This is a genomic window from Marinobacter sp. (genome assembly GCF_034669625.1).
GTDB lineage: Bacteria > Pseudomonadota > Gammaproteobacteria > Pseudomonadales > Oleiphilaceae > Marinobacter.
Map to the genome: position 1 here is coordinate 24,496 of NZ_JAXMOY010000012.1, position 14,506 is coordinate 39,001.

Consider the following 14,506-nt stretch of genomic DNA (forward strand, 5'->3'; position numbering starts at 1 on the left):
ATTTATACGTTGGCTCGGCGAGCAATTCGATTAAGGAGTCTGGAGGCTGCAAAAAAACCGAAGCTCGCAGTGACCGGGCTGGCAGCGCCAAAGCCTGAGGCACAATCAAGTCGGACCGGGCCTTCCGTAGCGGGTTTCTGATGGCAGACTTCACCATCGGGAGCCGGGTAAGTCAGCTGTTCCAGTGAGTATACGGCTTCAATGCCAAAACGGCGCTTTGGGTTACGAGAAAAATTATATTCACGGCGCAGCAGGTTGCGAACTTTTGCCAGCAAAGGATCTTGAGTGGTTTTGCTGAGATCGGCCACCTGAATTTGAGTGGGGTCCATTTGCCCCCCCGCACCACCGGCAACCACCACAGGGATTTTTCGGCGTTGGCAGTGCGCAATCAGACTGGCTTTGGCTTTCACGCTGTCGATCGCATCCACCACCCCGGAGATGTCATCGGAAATTAATTCCTGCACGTTCTTTGTGGTCAGAAAACCAAAGTGCACGCGAATATCAGCTTGGGGGTTGATGGCCCGTAGCCGCTCCGCCATGGCATCCGTTTTGGTTTGGCCGTATTGGCCCTGTAAAGCGTGCAATTGGCGGTTGGTGTTGGAGACACAAATGTCATCCATATCGATCAGCGTAATGGTGCCAATGCCGCTTCGGGCCAACGACTCAGCAGCCCAGGAGCCCACGCCCCCCAAGCCCACAATCACAATGTGAGCGCTCCGGAAGGCGGTCAGCGCTTTACGGCCATAGAGTCGTTCTATACCACCAAAGCGGAAATTGTAATCGTCAGGCTGCTGGGAGTCAGAGTTCATTCGGGGCTCTTGGTATTGGATGGAGCGTATTGTGCTAGAAACGTAAGGATTGTAACGCAGGGGCTGTGGTGGGGCTATGCGGTAGTGCCCTCTTGGCCGGAATGACGGTAGGCTTTATCTAGGATAAAAAAAACCACGCAAGAGCGTGGTTAAAAGAAGACACCCAACTCGAAAAGTTGGGCTGGACTAGTTCAGAGACACTAATCAACGTCTTCAGTATTCATTGTCCGACAGTTGTATTGAAGGTCAAAAGCTGCCATTAATCGGTCATTTCCGGCCAGGCTCTTTGGTGAGGCCTGACAGCAAGCTGATGGGTGCCTTTGCGCGTATAACACAAAAACAGAGTGGGTATTCATTCAGGAGATAGGACTATGACCGTTGTCATTGCTGGGATTTCCGGGGCCATTGGCAGTGCGCTTGCTGAACGGTTTCTGACAGAGCGGCCGGACGAGCCGCTGATCGGGCTGGCCCGGCATCTGGATAAGGTGGGCGAACGGCTCAGGGAACATCCTGGAGTGCATCTGATTGCTTGGCAGGCGGAGCTTCCGCTGGACCTGACTCAGCATCCGGACGTGGAAGCTCTACTCGAGTCGGCGCACGGGCAAATTTCTTTGATCTACGCGACGGGATTGCTTCACGACGGCGACATCGCCCCTGAAAAACGGGTGGAGGATATTAATCAGGCTAGCCTGCTCCGGGCGTTTCAAGTGAATTGTGTCGGTTTTGGCCTGTTGGTTCAGACGCTGGCGCCCTGGTTTCGCGGCAAGCAATTGACCCGCGTGGCAGCTGTGTCGGCAAAGGTGGGTTCGATAAGTGACAACCAGCTCGGTGGTTGGTATGCCTACCGATGCTCAAAAGCCGCGTTGAATATGATGGTGAAGAACCTGTCGGTCGAGTTGCCCAGGAAGTATTCGCCCATAGCATGCGTTGCCTTGCATCCGGGCACCACGCGCTCGGTCTTGAGCGAACCGTTTAGCCAGTCGCTGGCGAAATTGACCGTGCATGAGCCTGATGCGACAGCGACGCATCTATATGGGATTCTTTCGGATGTGTCTGAGGCGGATAACGGGCGGTTTATCAGTTGGGATGGGCAAGATTTGCCGTGGTAAGCGACACTGCAGGCGGGGGGAGTCTGCAGTGTCAGCGGCTTAGCTAATAAACGGGTTTAGCAAGCGTCCAAAGGGACCGGTGAGCTTCAGTGGTGCACTCAGGATCGAGAGTGTAATGCAGTCTTCATGGCCAATGGCCACCGGTTTGTGCACATCTTGATCTGTCAGAACCACGAAGTCCCACTGGTTGAATACGCCGTTTGAGTCGGAGAAGGCGCCTTGCAGGACGATGGTGGTTTCAGTACCCCGATGGGTGTGGGCCGGAGCCTTCCCGCCCGCAGCCAGTTTCTGGAGAATCACCCGCTCTTTCTGGCCGGGAAATTTGTCGCTGATATCGACAACACTGACGTCTGGCAATTGCCGCTTCCAGGGCAGCGCGTTAATGTCTTCACCCAGTAATTTTTGAAGTGGGCTTATACACCGCGGTTTTTGTTCGGGAAGGGCCTCTGGCGCTTCCTCGATGCGTGCCAACAGCTGTTCGAAACTGGTGTCCGAGACGGCGACGTCAGGTTGCTGACCCATCATCACAGCGCCCAAGCTGTTCAAAGTGTCAACTCGGCTGCGACAATGACCACACTGGTCCAGATGCAAGCGAATGCACAGGGCGTGGGGTTCGCTCAGATTGCCTGCGCTGTACTCCATTAGGCTTAAACTGTCCGGATGATGTCGAGTCATACGTTCTGGTCCTGCAAAATCACTTTCAGTTTGTTCAATGCCAGGCGGACGCGGCTTTTCACTGTGCCTAAGGGAAGGTCGAGCTCGTCGGCCACCATCTGGTGTGATTTGTGCTCCATATAGACCTTGGCAATCACCGTCACCTGCTCGAGCGGCAGCTGGCTCAACGAGTCTCGAATCCGGCGTTCTGAGGTCAGTCGGTGCAGGGAACTTACCGGTTCCTCGTCGTGCTCGCCCGGGATCTGCCACAGGTCTTCCGTTTCTATTGCCATTTCGGCGCTTCTGCGTTGCATCTTGCGCAGCATATCAATGCGCTGGTTACGAGCAATGGTGAAAATCCAGGTGGATGCCGCGGCCTTGCGCCAATCGTAGAGGCTGGAACGTCGCCATATTGCAATAAAGACCTCTTGAACGAGCTCTTCAGCATGGCTGGCGATGCCGTTGGAGATGGCGTAGTACTTGATTTGAGGTGCGAAGTGCTCGAACAGCGATTGGTAGGCGGCTTTGTCCTGATTCCGCCCCACTTTTTCCAATAGAGCGCCCCATGGATCTTTACGACCCTCATTTTTCGCTGGCTGCTGTTCCAGTGTGGTCACTGGACGCTCCTTGACTGTCGCTTGATTTATTTTGGCTACGGTCATGATTCTATGCACTCACCACGTTTTTGTCAGTGATTGTTTTACGCAGATGGCAGTGAACTGGATCGTTGATTGGCAAAGTTTTTCAAGGCTGGCTGGCCGGGCTGTCGGGTGGGTGCTGTCACAGGGGTAATTGTTGGCCGGTTAAGTTGGGGCTAGTCTTTCTGGAATCAGCTCGATAAGGGCGTCACGGAACAGCCGATAACCACGTTATGAATCCCACCTCCAGTCAGGGTGCGCAGCCGGTCATGCGGGCGCATTACGTTGATATTTTGTGCCAGCTTGCGGAACAAAAGGGCGTTCGGCGTGCTGACTTGCTTGTGGCCGCGGGTATCCGGAATAGCCAGCTGAGCCATCCGGAAAATCTTGTTACCGGCAACCAGTTTTCCAAACTGTGCCGGCAGGCGCTGGACCTCACCGGTGATCCGGGATTGGGGCTGGAATTTGGTGGACAGCTAAAGTTTACCACTCACGGTGCCATGTCTCAGGCGGCAATCAGCTGTGACACTCTGGGGCAGGCGATCCATGTGCTGATGAAGTATCTTCACATCCGTTTCCCATACCTGACCATGGATTTGTCGGTTGACGGTGACGAGGCCGTCGTTGAAATGGATACGGTGCATGACTTGCTCGACTTGTACCGCTTCAACCTGGAAGTGTTCCTGGCGGCGTTGCTGGATGTCAGTCATTTATTGGTGGGTCCTCGTATTTTCGAGGGGGCTAGCTGTCGGGTGAAGTATCCGCGGCCAGCGGGGGGGAAACAGTACGCCAAGCTGTTTGGTGAAGCTATCTGCTTTGACTCGGGGGTGAATCAGCTGCGTTTCCATAAGAGCTGTCTGGAGTTGCCTATGCCGCTGGCAAATCCGGTGGCGCGGAGGGTGGCGGAAGCCGAGTGTGAGGTTCAAGCCCGTAAGTTGCAGATGGTTACCTCGGTGACTGGACAGGTAGTGCGTTTGCTGGAATCCGTTCGCGATGGGCGTTTGATGGGGTTGGATGACGTGGCCGCGCAAATGCACGTGTCAGCCCGAACGCTGCGCCGACAGCTGGTTTCTGAAGGCGCACGTTTTCAGGATCTGCAAGATCGTGTTCGTCATCACCGCGCTCTGAAGCTGATGCGGTGTAACGACCAGATGAGCATTGATGAGATCGCCGAGCGACTGGGCTACAGTGATCCGTCCAATTTCAGCCGCGCTTTTCGCAAATGGGAAGGTATTTCGCCGTCTGCATGGCGCAGTTTGCACACCGATCGCTTAGCCTGAGGACTACTCTTCCAGATAGGTATACCCGTCGAGTCCCGCCGCCAGTTCGGCCAACAGGTCTTTCTGTAGCTTAGGGGAGAGGCTGCTCTCTTGAAATTTGCGTTGGTACGTCTGCAAGATATGGTTTGGTTCGAAGTTCACATATCGCAGTACCTTGGCAACGCTATCGCCGGTGATGGGTTCGCTGATGACATAGTCGCCATGCTCATTCAGGCGCACATCCACCGAGTGTGTGTCACCAAACAGATTGTGCATATCGCCCAGAATTTCCTGGTAAGCGCCGGTCATGAAAAAACCGATTAACAACGGCTCGTCCGGGTTGTGCTCTGGCAAGGGCAGGGTGGTTTCTATGCCTTGGCCATCCACGTACTGGTCAATTCGTCCATCCGAGTCGCAGGTAATATCTTGCACCACCGCGCGTCGGTTCAGCGGCCGATTCAATCCGTTGATCGGCATGACCGGGAAAATCTGGTCAATACCCCAGACATCCGGCAGTGACTGGAACAGGGAGAAGTTCACGAACAGTTTTTCGGCCAGCTTCTCGTTCAGCTCGTCGATGATCTCCCGGTGCGCCCGGTTGGCGCTATCAAGCTGGCCTCGGATCAAACGGCAGCAGCGGGTGTACAACGTTTCGGCCTGAGCGCGTTCGGTTAACGACAAGAGGCCGTGAGCGAACTGGGCGTGCGCATCGGTCATGGCATGCAGCACATCGTGGTAAATTTCAGCCAACGAACGAGGGCATTGGTCATCCTGTAGACTGCGCAGGTCACGCCATAGATCCTGTAGCGGGGCTGGCGCGGTGATCGCCGGCTCCGAGACTTCACGGTGAATGGGGGTTTCTCGGTCAATCACGTTAGTGATCAACACCGAATGGTGCGCAGTCAGGGCTCGGCCGGATTCGCTGATCAGATCCGGGTGAGGTAAGCCTAAGCGGTCGCACTCAGCTTGCAGGACGTGCACCACGTTGTAGGCATACTCGAAGACGGTGTAATTCATCGAGCAACTGCTGCGAGAGCGGGTGCCTTCGTAATCCACGCCCAGTCCGCCGCCAATGTCGACCGTGCCGATGGGCGCGCCCAGATGACGCAACTCACTGTAAAATCGCGCGCACTCTTTCAGTCCGGTTTGAATATCGCGGATGTTGGCAATCTGCGAGCCCAGGTGGAAGTGCAGTAGCTGTAACGTGTCCAGGGCGCCGGCCTGTTTCAGAGTGTCGACGACTTCCAGTATCTGGCTGGCGGACAGCCCGAACTTCGATTTTTCACCGCCGGTGTTTTGCCAGTTACCTTTTCCGATAGTGGCCAGGCGGGCTCGCACACCAATTAAGGGTGAAACCTCAAGTTTCTTCGCTTCTTCCAGAATCAGCGGCAATTCCGACTGCTTTTCTACAACAATAAACACTCGGTGTCCCAACTTCTGGCCGATCAGCGCTAGTCGGATGTATTCGCGGTCTTTATAGCCGTTGCACACGATCACCGAGCCGGTTTTGCGAGCGAGGGACAATACAGCGAGGAGTTCGGGCTTACTGCCCGCTTCGAGACCAATTTGATTGGCCGATGCGGCAGGTTCGGCGGCCACCAGTTCTTCGACGACCCGTCGCTGTTGATTGACCTTGATGGGGTAAACCGCCGTGTATCGGCCCTGGTAACCTTGTTCGTTGGTCACCTTGTTGAAAGCGCCGCAGAGTTTGTTAACCCGGTCGTGAAGGATATCCGTGAATCGAACCAGCACGGGTAGAGCAAGGCCGGCTTCGGCAAGCGACTGTGTCAGCTTCGGCAGATTGATGTGGGCCGGACTTCGACCCCGGTCTGGACAGATCTCCACTTCACCCTCGGCATTGACGGAAATATAGCCGTCACTCCAGTGAGCGATGTTGAAAACCTTCTGTGCAGGTGATGCGGTAGATTCTGCCATTATTGCTATCCTGTCAGGAAACCCGGTCGGCGGGAAAACCGTTAAAGGCTGCATTGTAGGAGCTGACTGCTGCCCCTACAATACGCCTCTTTCGAGATGCCTGGGCGCGGTGCGGCGGCATACAGTTGGAGAGAGAAATGACAGCATTGAATGAAGGCTGGTTTACCGAGGTATTCCAGGATGAGGGCACGGCCTTTTCCCTGCAGGTAAAGGGCAAGCTCCATGAGGAGCAGACACCGTTCCAAAAGCTCGAAATATACGAAACCGAGACCTTCGGCAACCTGATGGTGCTTGATGGCTGTGTGATGCTGACCACTCGTGACAATTTCCTTTATCACGAGATGATGACGCATCCAGCGTTGTTCACCCATAAAAACCCGAAGAAAGTGGTGATCGTCGGCGGCGGTGACTGCGGCACTCTGAAAGAAGTGTTAAAGCACCCGGGTGTGGAGGAAGCTTGGCAGGTGGAGATTGACGAGCGAGTCACCCGCATGTCCGAAAAGTACTTCCCGGAGCTGTGCGAAGCTAACGCTGACCCACGGGCCAATTTCTTCTTTGGGGATGGTGTGCAGTGGATGCGGGAAGTGGAACCAAACAGCATCGACTTGCTCATTATCGACAGCACTGACCCCGTCGGCCCAGCGGAGGGCCTGTTTGCTCTGGATTTCTATCGCGATGCGATGGTCGCGCTCAGGGATGGTGGCATCGTAGTTCAGCAAAGTGAGTCGCCTCTGCTGCACACCGAATCGATCATCAAGGATATCCACACCGATATGCGCAAGGCGGGCTTCAGCCATGTGCAAACCTTGCCGTTCCCACAGCCGGTGTATCCCACTGGTTGGTGGAGCTGCACCATGGGAAGCAAGGATAATCCGCTGAAGTATTTCCGCGAAGAAGACGTTAATGATCGTCCGTTTGTGACTCGCTATTACAATGCGGGTATACATTATGGTGCGTTGGCCATGCCCCAATTCATGATTGATGCACTGGAAGATCAGGTAAGGCCGGAAGAGGGCTGATTGAGTAGGGGTTAAAATTGTTGCAAAAAAGGGCGCCAGATGGCGCCCTTTTTGATTTTGCTTGCAGCGTTACTGCTTGTTGCTGCCGAATTCGGGATAGGCTTCCAAGCCACATTCCGCAATGTCGACGCCTTCATACTCTTCTTCAGCGCTGACCCGGATGCCCATTACGGCTTTCAGAATGCTCCAGACGATCAAGCTTGCGACGAATACCCAGACGAAGATAGTCAGAGCACCAATCAGCTGGCCGCTGAAGGTCGCGTCACCGTTGGTGACAGGCACCAGCAGCAGACCGAGGAAGCCACAAACACCGTGGGCAGAGATTGCACCAACCGGATCATCAATGCGCAGCTTATCGAGCGCGACGATGCTGAACACAACAAGAACACCGCCCAGAGCGCCCCAGAGGGTTGCGGTCAAAGCGCTTGGCGTTGAAGGTTCGGCGGTAATCACCACCAGACCTGCGATCGCGCCGTTCAACAGCATGGTCAGATCGGCTTTGCCGAACAGCATGCGGGCAACAACCAAGGCTGTGATAGCACCACCGGCTGCGGCGGCGTTAGTGTTCAGGAACACCATGGCTACCGAGTTTGCGCTGGCGATATCACCGAGCTTCAGGACTGAGCCGCCGTTAAAGCCGAACCAACCCATCCACAGAATCAAGGTACCCAAAGCGGCCAGTGGCATGTTTGCACCCGGAATGGCGCGGATTTCACCGTTAGCGCCGTATTTGCCTTTTCGAGCACCCAGCAGGAGTACACCCGCCAGAGCAGCGGCAGCACCAGCCATGTGTACGATGCCGGAGCCAGCAAAGTCGCTGAATCCAAGGTCGCCCAGGTTATACAGGCCGAACACATCTTGGCCGCCCCAAGTCCAGGAACCTTCCAGCGGATAGATGACGCCGGTCATGACCACTGCAAACGCCAGAAATGCCCACAGTTTCATGCGCTCAGCAACTGCACCGGAGACGATTGACATAGCGGTAGCTACGAACACGACCTGGAAGAAGAAGTCAGAGGCGCCCGAGTAGATGGAGCCGCCTTCAAATCCATCTTCACGGCTGGCGAAATCGCCCAGCACGGAGTTCACATCGACATCGGCGATGCCGGATAGGAACAGGTTGCCGCCATACATGATGGCGTAGCCGCACACCATGTACATGGTGCTGGCAACCGCAAACAGGGCAACGTTTTTGGTAAGAATTTCAGTGGTGTTTTTGGAGCGCACCAAGCCGGCTTCTAGCATGGCAAAGCCAGCGGCCATCCACATGACTAATGCGCCGCATATTACAAAATAAAAGGTATCAATAGCATACTGCAGGTGAAAAATATTGCTTTCCATAGGAAGCCCTCCGCACAAGGCCCGTCAGGTATTTAGTTTTTTTTGCGTTGGCTGAATCTGGGGTTAGGCCGCTATCAAACGGCTTCTTCGCCCGTCTCGCCGGTCCGGATTCGGATCGCTTGTTGTAGCTCGGTCACGAAAATCTTGCCGTCACCGATTTTGCCAGTATTGGCTGCCTTGGTGATGGACTCGATTACCTGATCCAGCAGGTTGTCGCCGATGGCGATCTCAACTTTTACTTTTGGCAGGAAGTCCACCACGTACTCCGCGCCACGGTAGAGTTCGGTGTGGCCTTTCTGGCGCCCAAAACCTTTAACTTCCGTTACGGTTACGCCTTGCACGCCTATTTCGGATAGTGCCTCACGGACATCATCCAATTTGAAAGGCTTAATGATCGCTGTCACAAGTTTCATTGCTTTCTCCTTGGTAAAGCTATCTCAACTATTTGAGTTGTTGAGTTCGGGATGCTGCCACCTCGCACATCAATTGTGCGGATCGTGTACTAGGTTTAGCATCAGGTATGCCAACGCAAAAAATTACAGTAAAAACAATCTGTTAGTTATTGAGTGTTCCGAAATGACGCAATTGTGCGCACCAACTTGGGGCGCTACGCCCCATTCTGACACAAGGTAGAGCCGTCAAGGGGCACGGCTTAGCGTTTATTATAATGCCGATCGGGTGCAGTATGGCAGGGGCAGCGGTGTGATACACTGATGGCTTCGTTAGTATTCGGCGGGCAATTCGCCTGATCGAGCAGAAAGATCGATTTCACGAGGTATGACATGAAAGGCCCCCAAGATTTCTTCGCACAACTACAAGGTCAATTTGGTCAGTTTGTTCCGGATATGGCACGGGCCGCCCGTGAAGATTTTGAAACCCAGGCCAGAGCGACGGTAATGTCTGTGCTGTCCAAGCTGGAGCTGGTCACTCGTGAAGAGTTTGAAGGGCAGCAAGCCGTTTTGATGAAAACTCGTGAGAAAGTCGAAGCGTTGGAGAAGCGGGTAGCCGAGCTGGAGCAAAAAGCTCAGTCGTAACCCTCTCGTGATGTGGGCGCAGGATGCGCCCGAAAACGATCAGTCCACCATGGAAGGTGATTATGCTAGCTATTGTCCATTCGCGCGCCAGCATAGGCGTGTCCGCCCCTGAAGTAACGGTTGAAGTGCATTTGTCGGGCGGTCTGCCGGCACTGTCCATTGTAGGTCTTCCGGAAACCGGTGTCCGCGAGAGTAAAGACCGTGTTCGTAGTGCATTGCTCAATGCCGGTTTTGAGTTTCCCGCCCGCCGGATCACCATCAATCTTGCACCTGCAGATCTCCCGAAAGAAGGTGGCCGCTTTGACCTGCCCATTGCATTGGGTATTTTGGCCGCTTCGGGTCAGATCCCTTCTGACAGCCTGACAACATTGGAGTTTATGGGAGAGCTGTCTCTCGATGGCGCCTTGCGTCCGTTGAAAGGTGTGTTGCCCGCGGTGCTGGCGGCCCGTGAGGCGGGGCGTTCGCTTCTGATTCCGCAAGACAACGCGGAAGAGGCTGCGCTTGCGAGTCAGAATGATGTGCTCGCGGCGAGCCACATTCTGACGGTCTGCGAACATCTGACTGGGCGGGCGAAACTGGTGCCGGTGCCGAAGCCTGACACAGCGGCTGGCCAAACGGCCTGCGGCGAAAATGTGGCTGATCTTGCCGATGTGCGTGGGCAGCAGGTGCCTCGTCGAGCGCTGGAGGTTGCCGCGGCAGGTGGTCACAACCTGTTGTTTTTCGGACCGCCGGGTACGGGTAAGAGCATGTTGGCGAGCCGTCTTCCGGGGATATTGCCGGCGCTGGACGATGCCTGTGCCATGGAGGTAGCCAGTGTTCATTCAGTTGCAGGGCACCCGCTGCAGCCCGGGGGTTGGCGTCAGCCGCCGTTTCGTTCGCCCCACCACACTGCCTCAGCGGTGGCTCTGGTCGGTGGCGGAAGTAGTCCAAGGCCGGGAGAAATCTCGCTGGCCCATCGCGGGGTGCTGTTTCTCGATGAGCTGCCAGAGTTTGAGCGGCGCGTGCTGGAAGTCCTTCGCGAACCCATGGAAACCGGCGAAATTGCCATCAGTCGCGCCGCTCGCCAAGTCACGTTTCCGGCAAAATTCCAGGTCGTCGCTGCCATGAACCCTTGCCCATGCGGTTACAGTGGCCATCCCAATATTGAATGCCAATGCACGCCCAGTCAGATAATGCGCTACCGGTCCAAGATCTCTGGTCCATTATTGGACCGGTTTGATCTGCACGTAGAGGTGCCGGTGCAGGCTGGAGATGTTCTGCTTCGTCAAGGAGAATCCGGCGAGAGCAGTGCCGGTGTCAAAGAGCGGGTGATGAATGCCAGAAGCTTCCAGCGTCAGCGTGGCAGCTTGAATGCTTCGTTAGCGGGTAAAGTGCTGGATCAGGCCTGCCGTATCGATGCCAGCAGCGAAAAGTTATTGGCCCATGCGATGGAGCGGTTGGGTTTGTCGGCGCGGGCACTGCACCGGATTCTCCGTGTGGCGCGTACTTTGGCCGATTTGGACGGGCACGAAACTGTGTCTCAACAACACCTGATTGAAGCGCTGGGGTATCGCCAGTTGGATCGTCAACAAGGACAAGGTGCTTTGGTCTCCGCTTGATGCCCCGGACTCTGTTAAACTGTCCGGTAAATTTCAGCAATCAGATCCGCAGTGGCGGTTGAGGACAACAAATGCCCGACCAGAACGACTCGCAAGATTCCAACGGTGAAAACCCGATTACCACGCGCCGCGGCGTCCGCAGCTTTGTGTTACGCCAAGGCCGGATGACCGAAGGCCAGAAAAAAGCCTTCGAGCGGAGCTGGCCGAAGTACGGGCTGGCTCGGGAAGACGGCGTGATTGACCCCCGGGAAGTGTTTGGCCGCGACAGCATGCTGAATCTGGAAATCGGTTTCGGCATGGGGCGCTCGTTGGCTGATATGGCGGAAGCTGCGCCTGAGCAGGACTTTATTGGTGTGGAAGTGCATCTGCCCGGTGTTGGCGCCTTGCTTAAAGAGGTTGAAGATCGTGGGCTGGAAAACGTTCGGGTTTACAACATCGATGCCAATGACGTTATCGACCTGTGCCTGCCGGATGCCTCGCTCGACCGTGTGATGGTGTTCTTTCCTGATCCTTGGCACAAAAAGAAGCACCACAAGCGTCGACTGGTGCAGCAGGAGTTCGTGCAGCGTATTCGCCATAAATTGCGTGTGGGCGGTGTACTGCACCTGGCCACGGATTGGGAGAACTATGCCGAGCACATGGTGGAAGTGATGGACGCCTCGGAAGGTTTTGCAAACACGCAAGAGCAGGGCGGTTATGCACCGCGCCCGGACGATCGTCCGATTACCAAGTTTGAGCAACGTGGCGAAAAGCTGGGTCACGGTGTTTGGGACTTACTATATCACCGCACCAACTAAGCTCAGCGAACCCCGGCTTTAAGAGGCCGGGGTTAATGGTTGCCGGCGGGAAGCGCGGACGATGATCAGCCCCGCCAAACCGAGCAACAGTCCAGTGAATTTCATCAGCGAGAAAATACTGGCTGCCACGCTCAAGCTGTTGTCCGGGGGATTGAAGTTGTTCAGTAGAGCAATGTTTTCAACCACATCACTGGCGCCAGCCACCAGAAATAGCGTGCGCACCCATTTGGTGACCATCCGTTCTCGGACGCCGGGACGGTCTACCGAAAATCTCCGGGTCAGCTGAAGCAGCGTTGCCATATAGGCCGCGATGAGCAAAAAATCGAGCCAGAGCGAGGTGCGTGCGAGAGACAGACTGTCCGGGGCCCAGCTGGCCAGAATCGCTTGTGCTTGCTGGGCGGTCCCCGCCAACTGGAAACTGACCATACCTTGCGGAGCGCTGGCTGTTTTCAGTGGCTGGTTCATTACGAGAAGCGCAACGAACAAGGCTGCACTGAGCGCAATCGAAGCCACCAAAGTTAATCCAGGGGGGCGCTTGAGTGGATGTCGGGCCGGGGCCATCAGAGAAATTGCTCCAACAGGCTGTTCAGATAGCGCTGGCCTTGCTCAGTGGTTTGTATCCGGTGGCTGACCAGCAGGTTTTGCTTCCGCAACTGCTCAAGTTGTACCTCAACCGGGGTCAGGGGTAAACCTGTACGTTCGGTGAACAGTTTTTCTTCAGCGCCCTGTTTGAGCCGTAAAACGTTCATCATGAACTCCAGCGGCCGATCTTTCGGTTCGATCTCCTCGCTACCCGCCGTGCGTGAGCCAATACGGTTCAAGTAGGCGTCCGGCTGTCGGGTTTTCCAGTATCGGATGATACGGCCATCAGCGAGGCTGATCTTGCCATGCCCGCCGGCTCCCAGCGCAAGATAATCCCCAAACTGCCAGTAGTTCAGGTTATGCCGGCTTTCCCGGTTGGCCAGGCTCCAGGCAGACACTTCGTAATCATCGAAACCGTGGGCGCGAAGATACTCAGAACCTTGCCGGTAGATCTCCCAAAGGTGGTCGTCGTCCGGTAAATCCGGTGGCCGGGAGAAAAACTCGGTATTGGGCTCAATGGTCAGCTGATACCAGGATAAGTGCGAGGGTTGATGATCCAGCGCCTGCTTCAAGTCATCCAGGGCTTGTTCCGCTGTCTGATCGGGTAGGCCGTGCATCAGGTCAACGTTGAAGTTGGTAAACCCGGCCGCTTTCGCGGTTTCAATAGCCCGGTGGGCGGCGTCGGCATCGTGGATGCGCCCGAGTGTTTTAAGGTGTTCCTGATGGAAGCTTTGCACACCAATAGAAAGCCGGTTAATGCCCGCTTGGCGGAAACCCTCGTAACGGCCTTCTTCCAGGGTGCCGGGGTTGGCTTCGAGCGTGATTTCGGCATCGGGCGCGAAGGTCAGTCGCTGGCGAAGTTCTTCAAACAAGCGTTGGTAGAAGTCGCTGGTCATGAGCGATGGTGTTCCACCGCCGATGAAAACGCTCTCAATCGGACGGCCGCGCACGAAGCTTAGGTCGTACTCAAGGTCTTCCAGTAGAGCGGCGAGGTAGGCGGTCTCAGGAATGTCACCCTGTATAGCGTGAGAGTTGAAGTCACAGTAAGGACACTTGCGCACACACCATGGCACATGGATATACAGCGACAGAGGCGGACAAACCGCCGCAGGGAGTGTGGAGGGCACGGTTCAGCTCGTGCCCTTGAGTTGAACCAGCAGGCTGGCCAGAGCCCGCCCACGATGGCTGATGCGGCCTTTTTGTTCGCGCGTGAGTTCGGCGGCGCTGCAATCGTGTTCCGGTGCGAAAAAAACCGGATCATAGCCGAAGCCACCTGCGCCGCTCGGTGCGCCAAGAATCCGGCCGGGCCAACGGCCATGGCAGATAATCGGCGTGGGGTCGTCTGCATGGTGCAGATAAACCAGAACACAATGAAACTGGGCTCCACGTTCTGGTTCCGGAATATCCTGCATGGCCTCCAGTAGCGCTTCAACATTGTCAGCGTCGGTTGCATGGGGGCCGGCATAGCGCGCAGAACGCACGCCGGGTTGACCGTCGAGGGCATCGACCGACAGGCCGCTGTCGTCGGCCAGAGCCGGCAAACCGGTTTCACGGGCGGCGTGGCGGGCCTTCAAGATGGCATTCTCAACAAAGGTGACGGCGGGTTCTTCCGCTTCACCTACGCCCAATTCGCCCTGAGCGACCGGGGTTAACCCTAACGGTCTGAGTAGGTCGGTCAGTTCGGCAATTTTGCCTTTGTTGTTGCTGGCGATAACGAGTTTCTGAGGCATG

The 14,506-nt window shown here is 55.7% G+C and carries 15 protein-coding genes; 6 read left to right on the forward strand and 9 right to left on the reverse strand.

The window, feature by feature from the left end; all coding sequences use genetic code 11:
• Positions 1-2: 2 nt before the first annotated feature.
• A complete protein-coding gene (gene tcdA, locus VOI14_RS11305; protein ID WP_323752159.1) occupies positions 3-809 on the reverse strand; it encodes a tRNA cyclic N6-threonylcarbamoyladenosine(37) synthase TcdA in 807 nt (268 codons plus the stop codon).
• Between the two features lie 371 nt (positions 810-1,180).
• On the opposite strand from tcdA, the gene VOI14_RS11310 reads away from it, so the two are divergent.
• Complete coding sequence (locus tag VOI14_RS11310) at positions 1,181-1,918, forward strand: SDR family NAD(P)-dependent oxidoreductase (protein WP_323752160.1); 738 nt, start codon at positions 1,181-1,183, stop codon at positions 1,916-1,918.
• 39 nt (positions 1,919-1,957) lie between these two features.
• Here the strand turns inward: VOI14_RS11310 and VOI14_RS11315 are convergent, their stop codons facing one another.
• Positions 1,958-2,593 carry a ChrR family anti-sigma-E factor gene (locus VOI14_RS11315; RefSeq protein ID WP_323752161.1) on the reverse strand — a complete coding sequence of 212 codons (636 nt, stop codon included), beginning with the start codon at positions 2,591-2,593 and terminating at the stop codon, positions 1,958-1,960.
• Entirely contained in the window at positions 2,590-3,189 is a 600-nt protein-coding gene (locus VOI14_RS11320) for a sigma-70 family RNA polymerase sigma factor (protein WP_323752162.1), read from the reverse strand. Before VOI14_RS11320 ends, VOI14_RS11315 begins: the two co-directional genes overlap by 4 nt.
• Before the next feature lie 254 nt (positions 3,190-3,443).
• Here VOI14_RS11320 and VOI14_RS11325 point away from each other — a divergent pair, with 254 nt between their 5' ends.
• A complete protein-coding gene (locus VOI14_RS11325; RefSeq protein WP_323752163.1) occupies positions 3,444-4,490 on the forward strand; it encodes an AraC family transcriptional regulator in 1,047 nt (348 codons plus the stop codon).
• 3 nt (positions 4,491-4,493) lie between these two features.
• Here the strand turns inward: VOI14_RS11325 and speA are convergent, their stop codons facing one another.
• Complete coding sequence (speA, locus tag VOI14_RS11330; protein WP_323752164.1) at positions 4,494-6,404, reverse strand: biosynthetic arginine decarboxylase; 1,911 nt, start codon at positions 6,402-6,404, stop codon at positions 4,494-4,496.
• 137 nt (positions 6,405-6,541) lie between these two features.
• Between speA and speE the strand changes: the two genes are divergently transcribed.
• Complete coding sequence (gene speE, locus VOI14_RS11335; RefSeq protein WP_323752165.1) at positions 6,542-7,423, forward strand: polyamine aminopropyltransferase; 882 nt, start codon at positions 6,542-6,544, stop codon at positions 7,421-7,423.
• Positions 7,424-7,492: 69 nt separating this feature from the next.
• On the opposite strand, the gene VOI14_RS11340 is transcribed toward speE, so the two are convergent.
• Entirely contained in the window at positions 7,493-8,764 is a 1,272-nt protein-coding gene (locus VOI14_RS11340) for an ammonium transporter (RefSeq protein ID WP_323752166.1), read from the reverse strand.
• A gap of 74 nt (positions 8,765-8,838) precedes the next feature.
• Positions 8,839-9,177, reverse strand: coding sequence for a P-II family nitrogen regulator (glnK, locus tag VOI14_RS11345; protein ID WP_091997389.1), 339 nt, complete (start codon positions 9,175-9,177; stop codon positions 8,839-8,841).
• 369 nt (positions 9,178-9,546) lie between these two features.
• Here glnK and VOI14_RS11350 point away from each other — a divergent pair, with 369 nt between their 5' ends.
• From VOI14_RS11350 to trmB, 3 genes are all read left to right on the forward strand, one after another.
• Positions 9,547-9,798: an accessory factor UbiK family protein gene (locus VOI14_RS11350; protein ID WP_114334821.1), complete on the forward strand. Its 252-nt coding sequence runs from the start codon at positions 9,547-9,549 to the stop codon at positions 9,796-9,798.
• A 62-nt stretch (positions 9,799-9,860) separates the two neighbouring features.
• The gene (locus VOI14_RS11355) at positions 9,861-11,396 is read left to right on the forward strand and encodes a YifB family Mg chelatase-like AAA ATPase (protein WP_323752167.1); all 1,536 of its coding nucleotides are present in this window, start codon (positions 9,861-9,863) and stop codon (positions 11,394-11,396) included.
• A gap of 71 nt (positions 11,397-11,467) precedes the next feature.
• Positions 11,468-12,193, forward strand: a complete 726-nt coding sequence (gene trmB, locus VOI14_RS11360; protein WP_323752168.1) for a tRNA (guanosine(46)-N7)-methyltransferase TrmB — start codon at positions 11,468-11,470, stop codon at positions 12,191-12,193.
• 18 nt (positions 12,194-12,211) lie between these two features.
• Here trmB and VOI14_RS11365 read toward each other — a convergent pair whose 3' ends face one another.
• From VOI14_RS11365 to rdgB, 3 genes are read right to left on the reverse strand one after another with little or no spacing between them, the layout of a single operon-like run.
• Positions 12,212-12,754 carry a hypothetical protein gene (locus VOI14_RS11365; RefSeq protein ID WP_323752169.1) on the reverse strand — a complete coding sequence of 181 codons (543 nt, stop codon included), beginning with the start codon at positions 12,752-12,754 and terminating at the stop codon, positions 12,212-12,214.
• A complete protein-coding gene (gene hemW, locus VOI14_RS11370) occupies positions 12,754-13,902 on the reverse strand; it encodes a radical SAM family heme chaperone HemW (protein ID WP_323752170.1) in 1,149 nt (382 codons plus the stop codon). Before hemW ends, VOI14_RS11365 begins: the two co-directional genes overlap by 1 nt.
• A gap of 3 nt (positions 13,903-13,905) precedes the next feature.
• Positions 13,906-14,505, reverse strand: coding sequence for an RdgB/HAM1 family non-canonical purine NTP pyrophosphatase (rdgB, locus tag VOI14_RS11375; protein WP_323752171.1), 600 nt, complete (start codon positions 14,503-14,505; stop codon positions 13,906-13,908).
• Position 14,506 lies beyond the last annotated feature (1 nt).

Bases quoted from the DNA above. Each gene is read 5' to 3' on its own strand.
- VOI14_RS11315 (WP_323752161.1), bottom strand. From the start codon at position 2,593: ATGACTCGACATCATCCGGACAGTTTAAGCCTAATGGAGTACAGCGCA.
- speE (WP_323752165.1), top strand. From the start codon at position 6,542: ATGACAGCATTGAATGAAGGCTGGTTTACCGAGGTATTCCAGGATGAG.
- VOI14_RS11325 (WP_323752163.1), top strand. From the start codon at position 3,444: ATGAATCCCACCTCCAGTCAGGGTGCGCAGCCGGTCATGCGGGCGCAT.
- rdgB (WP_323752171.1), bottom strand. From the start codon at position 14,505: ATGCCTCAGAAACTCGTTATCGCCAGCAACAACAAAGGCAAAATTGCC.
- VOI14_RS11365 (WP_323752169.1), bottom strand. From the start codon at position 12,754: ATGGCCCCGGCCCGACATCCACTCAAGCGCCCCCCTGGATTAACTTTG.
- VOI14_RS11350 (WP_114334821.1), top strand. From the start codon at position 9,547: ATGAAAGGCCCCCAAGATTTCTTCGCACAACTACAAGGTCAATTTGGT.
- glnK (WP_091997389.1), bottom strand. From the start codon at position 9,177: ATGAAACTTGTGACAGCGATCATTAAGCCTTTCAAATTGGATGATGTC.
- trmB (WP_323752168.1), top strand. From the start codon at position 11,468: ATGCCCGACCAGAACGACTCGCAAGATTCCAACGGTGAAAACCCGATT.
- VOI14_RS11340 (WP_323752166.1), bottom strand. From the start codon at position 8,764: ATGGAAAGCAATATTTTTCACCTGCAGTATGCTATTGATACCTTTTAT.
- speA (WP_323752164.1), bottom strand. From the start codon at position 6,404: ATGGCAGAATCTACCGCATCACCTGCACAGAAGGTTTTCAACATCGCT.
- VOI14_RS11310 (WP_323752160.1), top strand. From the start codon at position 1,181: ATGACCGTTGTCATTGCTGGGATTTCCGGGGCCATTGGCAGTGCGCTT.
- tcdA (WP_323752159.1), bottom strand. From the start codon at position 809: ATGAACTCTGACTCCCAGCAGCCTGACGATTACAATTTCCGCTTTGGT.
- VOI14_RS11355 (WP_323752167.1), top strand. From the start codon at position 9,861: ATGCTAGCTATTGTCCATTCGCGCGCCAGCATAGGCGTGTCCGCCCCT.